The sequence below is a fragment of the Pseudomonas fluorescens genome (assembly GCF_000967965.1).
Taxonomy (GTDB): domain Bacteria; phylum Pseudomonadota; class Gammaproteobacteria; order Pseudomonadales; family Pseudomonadaceae; genus Aquipseudomonas; species Aquipseudomonas grandcourensis.
Map to the genome: position 1 here is coordinate 1 of NZ_LACC01000078.1, position 7,717 is coordinate 7,717.

A 7,717-nucleotide genomic window follows, 5' to 3' on the forward strand; every position below is an offset into this window, starting at 1 on the left:
GGCTACTTCAGACCTTCCCTAACCAACCAGACTATCGAGCCGATCTATCAATATAAAAATAGCAGAAACACCATCAATGATAGAGCCCGCCGATAACCCCTTAGATAGCAGTGATTGGACGCACATCAAAGACAATGAGATCGTCCGCACCTCACGATTCCTGCCTCGCCTTGTGTCTTGCGCACCTGAGTCAATACTTACCCCTTCACTCCCCCGCCAGCAGGTGCCGTCATGGACATCAAACAACTCAAGTTCCTGATCGCCCTGGAGCAGACCCGCCACTTCGGCCAGGCGGCCGCGCGCTGCCACATCACCCAGCCCACGCTGTCGATGCGCCTGCGCAACCTGGAGGATGAACTGGACCTGGTGCTGGTAACCAGGGGCCAGCGCTTCGAGGGTTTTACCGAGGCCGGCGAACGAGTACTGGCGTGGGCCAGGACCCTGCTGGCCGCCCACGACGGGCTCTTCGCCGAGGCCGCCGCGTGCCGGGGCCAGCTCGTCGGTAACTTGCGCCTGGGGCTGGTGCCGCTGAGCAGCTTCAACCCGGTCACCTGCATCCAGGGCCTGTCCCGCAGCTTTCCCGAGCTCAAGTACAGCCTGTCGTCCTTGAGTTCCGACCAGATCATCGAGGGCCTTGGCAACAATCAGCTGGACCTGGGCGTGTGCTACCTCGATCACGTCAACCCGAGCTATTTCGAGTGTTTCGAGATCGGCGAGACCCGCGTCGGCCTACTGTACGACAACCGTCACTTCCATTTCGACGGCACGCAAATGAGCTGGGAGGACGCCGCCGAACTGCCGCTGGGGATGCTCAGCAACGGCATGCACTACCGCAAATCCATCGACCTGAGCTTTCGCAGCCGCGGACTGGACCCGCAGCCGATCCTCGAAAGCGATTCGACCTACCAGTTGCTGCAGGCGATTCACGAAGGTTTCTGCTGCGCGATCATGCCGCTGGACAGTGGCCTGGAAGAGCCCATCGAACACCTGTCGTTCATCGAATTGCCGGATGCCAGCGTGCTCGCGCCCCTGGGCCTGGTGATGCGCAAGACCGAGCCACGTTCGGCGATTGCCGAGAAGTGTTTCGCCGAAGCACGAACGTTACTCAGCCGGACCCACTGATCAAGTTTCGGCTTTATATAAAACCGAACCGGACATGTTTGCCCGGCTTGATAGACATCACCAATCGGCACATCGGAACAAGCGATTGGACGCGTTGAAAAGTTACCCGTAGCCTGAACTTAATTCAGCGCTTCGAGGTTCTTTTCATGTTGTGCCAAGTTGAACAAGCCGATGCTCGAAGCGACACTAACGCCCCCGCGCCAAAACCGCTGAGTGTGAACTTTCGCGAGTACGACAATGCCGCGTCAGTTTGTCAGGCGGCGCCCACCGCCCTGACCGTGCTGTGGGCAATCAAACATCGCCTCAACCTGATTCACGTCCCCCACCGCAACGCACCACGCATTTACAGCCCGGCATGATGCCTTCACCCGATCACCGCGCTGGCAAGCGCAGGAACCTCCCATGACAGACATTGCAGATGCATCCCCCGATGGCCTGACCCACCTGGACAACCAGGGTCGCGCCAACATGGTCGATGTCAGCGAAAAAGCCCCGACGCAGCGCGAAGCACAGGCCCAGGCCTGGGTGCGGATGCGCCCGGAAACCCTGAAACTGATTCAAAGCGACGGCCACCCCAAGGGCGATGTATTTGCCGTGGCGCGGATCGCCGGAATCATGGCGGCGAAGAAAACCCATGAGCTGATCCCGCTGTGCCACACCCTTCTGCTCAGTTCGATCCACGTCGAACTCAAGGCCTGCACGCCGGACAGCGTGAAAATCGTCGGCACCTGCCGCGTAGAGGGCCAGACCGGGGTCGAACTTGAGGCCCTGACCGCCGTCAGCGTGGCGGCGTTGACCCTCTACGACATGTGCAAGGCAGTGGACCGCGGCATGATCATCGACGACATCCGGCTGCTCAGTAAACAAGGTGGCCGCTCCGGTCATTTCAAGTTCGAGGACGCACAATGATCCTGATCAATTACTTCGCCCGTTACCGCGAACAGCTCAACCTGGGCGGTGAAAAACTGCCCCTGACCGACAGCCTCAAGACCATCGAGGACGTGCGTCGATTGCTGATGGCTCGCGGTGAACTGTGGAGCCATGTGCTCGGTGAAAACAACCTGATGTGTGCACTGAACCAGGAGCTGTGCCATCCGGACCGGGTGATCGAGGACTATGACGAGATCGCCTTTTTTCCACCGGTCACTGGGGGTTGAGGCATGACAGTTCGGGTCCAGCGTGAATTGTTCGACATCGGCCGGCTGATCGACAGCCTGCAGGCGAACAATCCGGGGGTGGGTGCCGTGGTCAACTTCGTCGGCTATGTGCGCGACATCAATCAGGGAGAGGCGGTCACCGGGATGTTTCTGGAGCATTACCCGGGCATGACCGAACGTTCGCTGCAAACAATCATCGACAACGCCAGGGCTCGATGGCCACTCCGGGCCGTGGAGATCGTGCACCGGATCGGCCCCTTGTCGATCAGCGAGCCGATCGTGTTTGTCGGCGTCAGCAGCCCCCATCGTCAAGCCGCTTTCGAGGCCTGTGCGTTCATCATGGATTACCTGAAAACCGACGCGCCGTTCTGGAAACGCGAAGACGTGGCGAGTGGCGCACGCTGGGTCGATGCCCGTGACAGCGACCGCTCAGCCGTCGAGCGCTGGGCAGAAACGCAGCATCAGGTGGCTATGCAACGCGCACCGGCGTAGCTACAGTCATTGGCTCAACGCTTTTCTGCACAAGGAACTTTCGCTTGAGCCCCACACCCTCCCCGATCACCCAACAGGATGTGCCACAGCCCCGGTCCATCAGCCTGCACGAAGCCTTCCTGTTCTGGCTCAAGCTTGGCTTCATCAGTTTCGGCGGGCCGGCGGGGCAGATTTCGATCATGCATCAGGAGCTGGTCGAGCGCCGGCGCTGGATCTCCGAGCGGCGCTTTCTGCATGCCCTCAACTATTGCATGTTGCTGCCCGGGCCTGAGGCTCAGCAGTTGGCAACCTACATCGGCTGGCTGATGCACCGGACCTGGGGCGGTGTGATCGCTGGCGTGCTGTTTGTGTTGCCGTCGCTGTTCATCCTGATTGCACTGTCCTGGGTGTACATCGCCTTTGGCGAAGTGCCCGTGGTCGCCGGATTGTTCTATGGGATCAAGCCCGCAGTCACGGCAATCGTGGTGCAGGCGGCTCACCGGATCGGCTCGCGGGCGTTGAAGAACGGCTGGTTATGGGGCATCGCCGCCGCGTCCTTCGTGGCCATCTTCGTGCTCAATATGCCGTTTCCGCTGATCGTGCTCGGCGCAGCGGTCATCGGCTTTTTCGGCGGACGCCTGGCACCGGAAAAATTCAGGGCCGGTGGCCACAGCGCGGCGAAAAAGTCCTTCGGCCCGGCCGTGATCGACGATGACACCCCAACCCCCGAACACGCCCGGTTCAGTGGCTGGAAACTGGCGCGCCTGGCCATTATCGGTGCGATCTTGTGGACGCTGCCCATGGCCATGCTCACCGCACTGTTCGGCTGGGAAGGCACGCTGACGCAGATGGCCTGGTTCTTCACCAAGGCCGCGCTGCTGACCTTTGGCGGCGCTTACGCGGTGCTGCCGTATGTCTACCAGGGCGCGGTCGGTCACTACGCATGGCTGACGCCGACGCAGATGATCGACGGCCTGGCGCTCGGTGAAACCACGCCCGGCCCGTTGATCATGGTCGTCGCCTTCGTCGGGTTCATCGGCGGCTACGTGCTACAGGTCTTCGGGCCGGATCAAGCGTTTGTCGCCGGTGCCGTGGCCGCCACGCTGGTGACCTGGTTCACCTTCCTGCCTTCGTTCCTGTTCATCCTCGCTGGCGGGCCATTGGTGGAATCGACGCACAACGAACTCAAGTTCACCGCGCCGCTGACGGCCATTACCGCCGCCGTGGTGGGCGTGATTCTCAATCTGGCGTGTTTCTTTGGCTACCACGTGCTTTGGCCCAAAGGCTTCGAAGGACAACTGGACTGGCCTTCGCTGCTGATCGCGATGGTGGCGGGCGTTGCCTTGCTTCGTTTCAAGCGCGGAGTGATCGAGGTTTTGATCGGCTGCGGGTTGATCGGCCTTGTCGTGCACCTGATGTTCTGAATCAAACATTTACACGCGCCGCAATCCTCCCTAGTATCCAGCCATCCCCGGATGGCTTGTTCTACTCGCCACCGACGATTTCCGCCGCCGGAAACCTGCGCCATGCGTACTTTGCCGTCAGAACAGCACCTGCTGAACATTTCGATCCAGGCCACCTCGCTGCTGGCCGTGGACGGCATTGCATGAAGCGCATCGTCAACCTGCCCATGGCCCTGCGCCGCTCCAAATTGCGTCACTCCGCACGTCCGCCGGATAGCGTCCTGCCCGCCTGATCGGCGAGCCCCCTCCTTCGCTATCCCGGTTTGGAAAGCGTGAGCACTATTTCAGCCATACGCAGAACCTGTGGGAGCGGGCTTGCCCGCGAAGAGGCCCGCACATTCAGCATTTGTGGTGACTGACACTCCGCTTTCGTTAGCAAGCCCGTTCCCACAAGAACTGAGCTTGCGTGACCGGCATTGGTTTCTCCCAATTCTGCCTGGACACCGACATGACTCAACGTTGCAATTCCTACTACACCGCCACCCTCAACCACGACACCGATTACCCGACGCTGCAAGGCCGGCACCGGGTTGACGTGGTGATCATCGGCGGCGGTTTCACCGGCGTGGCCACCGCCGTCGAGCTGGCGGAAAAAGGCCTGAAGGTCGCCATCGTCGAAAGCCACAAGATCGGCTGGGGCGCCACCGGACGCAACGGCGGCCAGGTCACCGGCAGCCTGTCGGGCGACGAAGCCATGCGCAAACAGATGCGCCGCACCATCGGTGATGACGTCGACGATTTCATCTGGAACCTGCGCTGGCGCGGGCACCAGATCATCCAGCAGCGCGTGGAAAAGTACGGCATCGCCTGCGACCTCAAGCACGGCCACCTGCACGCCGCGTACAAACCCGCGCACATGGTCGGCTTGCGCAAGGATTACGAAGAGGCGGTGCACCGTGGCATGGGCGACGAGGTCAGCCTGCTCGACCGCAGCCAGGTGCGCGACCTGCTGCAAAGCAACCTCTACCACGGCGCGATCAAGAACACCCGCAACATGCACCTGCATCCGTTGAACCTGTGCATCGGTGAAGCACGGGCGGCCGAGAGCCTCGGTGCGTTGATCTTCGAGAACAGCGAAGTGCTGGAGATCATCCACGGCGATGGCCTTCACAAGAGCCCGGGCGTACGCACCGCCCACGGACAGATCGACGCCAACCAGGTGCTGCTGGCCGGCGACGTCTACCACAAACTGGAACCGGGCAAGCTCAAGGGCAAGATTTTCCCGGCCATGGGCGGCATCGTCACCACCGAGCCACTGGGCGATCTGGCAAGACAGATCAACCCTGAAGACCTGGCGGTCTACGACTGCCGTTTCGTACTCGACTACTACCGCCTCACCGCCGACGGTCGCCTGTTGTTCGGTGGCGGCGCCAACTACAGCGGCAAGGATTCACGGGACATCGCCGCCGAGTTGCGCCCGTGCATCGAGCAGACCTTCCCGGCGCTCAAAGGCGTGGCCATCGATTACCAGTGGAGCTGCGCGATGGGCATCGTGATCAACCGCATCCCGCAACTGGGCAAGCTGTCGGACAACGTCTGGTATTGCCAGGGCTACTCCGGCCACGGCATCGCCACCACCCACATCATGGGCGAAATCATGGGCCGGGCGATCACAGGAAAACTGGAACAGTTCGATACCTTCGCCGCCTGTCAGCACATCCGCGTGCCCATGGGCGACCTGCTCGGCAACCCGATGCTCGCCGCCGGCATGTGGTACTACCAGATGCTTGAGCGATTGCGCTGAGCCATTGGCTGCACATCCGGCATTGATGTTGTTTGTGCTGTCCTCTCGCGAGCAGGCTCGCTCCTACAAGGGTTGTTTGCCGACCCCGATATTTGTGGTCGACAACGATCCCTGTAGGAGCGAGCCTGCTCGCGAAGATGCCAGTCCATTCAACACACATTCAGCGCCAGTCACACCGCCATCGCGAGCAGGCTCGCTCCTACAAAGACCCACTCAAGCCTGCACCACCTCAATCCCCAACGCCCGGTAGTCCTCGACATTGCCTGACGCCACATGCCGTTCGGTGATCAGCGTATGCACGCGGTTGCAAGGCGCGACGACAAAGGGTTCCACCGCACCGAGCTTGTCCGCCGTGGTGACGGCAATCACGTGGGAGGCACAGTCGAGCATCGCCTGTTTCACCGGCACTTCATCGAAATGCAGTGAGCTCAAGCCCACCTGCGGGTGAATCGCGCAGACCCCGGTAAACAGCAGGTCGGCCTTGATGCCCGCGAGCAGCCGCAGGGTTTCGTGGCCGCCGGCCGACATCGTCGCCGGGTTGAGTTGGCCGCCCGCCAGAATCACCTTGATGCCTTTGTATTCGGACAAGGTGATGGCCGTCATCGGCGACGCGGTGATCGCGGTAATGGCGATCTCCAGCGGCAGCGAACGTGCGATCTGCAAGGTGGTGGTGCCGGAATCGAACACCACGATCTGACCGTCCTGCACCCGTTGCGCGGCCAATTGCGCCAGATGGGTTTTCACCTCATCGGTTTCGCTGATCCGGGTGAAATAGTCCTTGCCGGTGTCTTTGGGCCGCGGCAACGCCCCGCCGTGCACCCGCTGCACCAGCCCGACACTGGCCAGCTCCGCCAGATCCCGGCGGATGGTGTCTTCGGACACCGCGAAATGCAGGCTCAACTCCGAGGCCATGACCTTGCCGTCACGTTCGAGGATCAACAGGATTTTTTGCCGGCGTACCGATGGAAGTTCGGCAGCGGAATGGTTGTCGTGCATGTTTTTGCCCGCTTATGCATGTAGTTGCGCGTTACACGAGAGTATCCGCAACCCGGAGCAAAAACAACGAACCGGCCAAGTATCATTTTTTTCGATCTTTCAAATCATTACGCCGAATTTTTTATTTTCCCGTGACCTGTTCAAGATGGCGCCGTCACTCATGTTTCGGATGGAAACCTCATGAATATCAATTTTGCTTTTGCCTGCATGATCGTGGTCTCGTTCACCATTGCGCTGGTGCACACCTGACCGACAGGTCGCGGGGCGTCAAGATGTGCAAGGTCGAGGTAAAAAGCCTGACAGATCAGGAATATGCTCTATAACCAGTGGTGACACGATTTCCGATCAGCGGGAACTGGAAGGCTCCCCCGGAAGTTGATCTCTAAAAAAGTTGCGGACAATTGAGTGCCCGCCAGGAGACGCCACCGATGAAAACCCTGAAAATCGCCGCCAGTGAAGGCGCATCCACATGTTTCCTGAACGCCCGGGAGGTGGTCCCGCTCGGTCACACCGACTTCACCGACGTCGCCGTGGCCGTGGTGTCGGTCAATGATGTGCTGGCCGGATCCCTCGACGTCATTCAGCGCACCGGTTTTGATATCCCGATCTTCCTGGTGGCGTCCCCCGGCACCAGCACCCACCCCCGGGAAGTCTACAAACACCTCAACGACGTGCTGCTGCAAGTGAACGGCATCTTCGACCTGTCGCCCAGCAACGTCGAATACCACGGTAACCAACTGGAGACCGCCGCCAAGGCCTATGAA

8 protein-coding genes and 1 pseudogene are annotated in these 7,717 nt (G+C 60.6%); 8 read left to right on the forward strand and 1 reads right to left on the reverse strand.

From position 1 onward, the window contains the following. Positions 1–231: 231 nt before the first annotated feature. The 7 genes and pseudogenes from VC35_RS28220 (at position 232) to VC35_RS28250 (ending at position 5,957) form a co-directional block, all read left to right on the forward strand. Positions 232–1,122 (forward strand): LysR family transcriptional regulator, encoded by an 891-nt coding sequence (locus tag VC35_RS28220; protein WP_046044025.1) that lies wholly within the window; start codon positions 232–234, stop codon positions 1,120–1,122. 248 nt (positions 1,123–1,370) lie between these two features. Continuing rightward, positions 1,371–1,481: pseudogene (locus VC35_RS29745) on the forward strand (formate dehydrogenase accessory sulfurtransferase FdhD); the annotation flags it as partial. Between the two features lie 43 nt (positions 1,482–1,524). Then, positions 1,525–2,031, forward strand: a complete 507-nt coding sequence (moaC, locus tag VC35_RS28230; protein ID WP_046044027.1) for a cyclic pyranopterin monophosphate synthase MoaC — start codon at positions 1,525–1,527, stop codon at positions 2,029–2,031. Further along, complete coding sequence (gene moaD, locus VC35_RS28235) at positions 2,028–2,279, forward strand: molybdopterin converting factor subunit 1 (protein ID WP_046044028.1); 252 nt, start codon at positions 2,028–2,030, stop codon at positions 2,277–2,279. Before moaC ends, moaD begins: the two co-directional genes overlap by 4 nt. A gap of 3 nt (positions 2,280–2,282) precedes the next feature. Further along, positions 2,283–2,771, forward strand: a complete 489-nt coding sequence (gene moaE / locus VC35_RS28240; RefSeq protein WP_046044029.1) for a molybdopterin synthase catalytic subunit MoaE — start codon at positions 2,283–2,285, stop codon at positions 2,769–2,771. Positions 2,772–2,815: 44 nt separating this feature from the next. Further along, a complete protein-coding gene (gene chrA, locus VC35_RS28245) occupies positions 2,816–4,174 on the forward strand; it encodes a chromate efflux transporter (protein WP_046044031.1) in 1,359 nt (452 codons plus the stop codon). A gap of 487 nt (positions 4,175–4,661) precedes the next feature. Further along, on the forward strand, positions 4,662–5,957 hold the full coding sequence (locus VC35_RS28250; RefSeq protein ID WP_046044035.1) for an NAD(P)/FAD-dependent oxidoreductase: 1,296 nt from the start codon (positions 4,662–4,664) through the stop codon (positions 5,955–5,957). Between the two features lie 213 nt (positions 5,958–6,170). Here the strand turns inward: VC35_RS28250 and VC35_RS28255 are convergent, their stop codons facing one another. Then, positions 6,171–6,953 carry a DeoR/GlpR family DNA-binding transcription regulator gene (locus tag VC35_RS28255; RefSeq protein ID WP_046044033.1) on the reverse strand — a complete coding sequence of 261 codons (783 nt, stop codon included), beginning with the start codon at positions 6,951–6,953 and terminating at the stop codon, positions 6,171–6,173. A gap of 428 nt (positions 6,954–7,381) precedes the next feature. On the opposite strand from VC35_RS28255, the gene VC35_RS28260 reads away from it, so the two are divergent. Then, positions 7,382–7,717, forward strand: a 336-nt coding sequence (locus VC35_RS28260; RefSeq protein ID WP_046044034.1) for an Orn/Lys/Arg decarboxylase N-terminal domain-containing protein, incomplete at its 3' end; no start/stop codon positions are given.

Bases quoted from the DNA above. Each gene is read 5' to 3' on its own strand.
- VC35_RS28250 (WP_046044035.1), top strand. From the start codon at position 4,662: ATGACTCAACGTTGCAATTCCTACTACACCGCCACCCTCAACCACGAC.
- VC35_RS28255 (WP_046044033.1), bottom strand. From the start codon at position 6,953: ATGCACGACAACCATTCCGCTGCCGAACTTCCATCGGTACGCCGGCAA.
- moaC (WP_046044027.1), top strand. From the start codon at position 1,525: ATGACAGACATTGCAGATGCATCCCCCGATGGCCTGACCCACCTGGAC.
- VC35_RS28220 (WP_046044025.1), top strand. From the start codon at position 232: ATGGACATCAAACAACTCAAGTTCCTGATCGCCCTGGAGCAGACCCGC.
- moaE (WP_046044029.1), top strand. From the start codon at position 2,283: ATGACAGTTCGGGTCCAGCGTGAATTGTTCGACATCGGCCGGCTGATC.
- moaD (WP_046044028.1), top strand. From the start codon at position 2,028: ATGATCCTGATCAATTACTTCGCCCGTTACCGCGAACAGCTCAACCTG.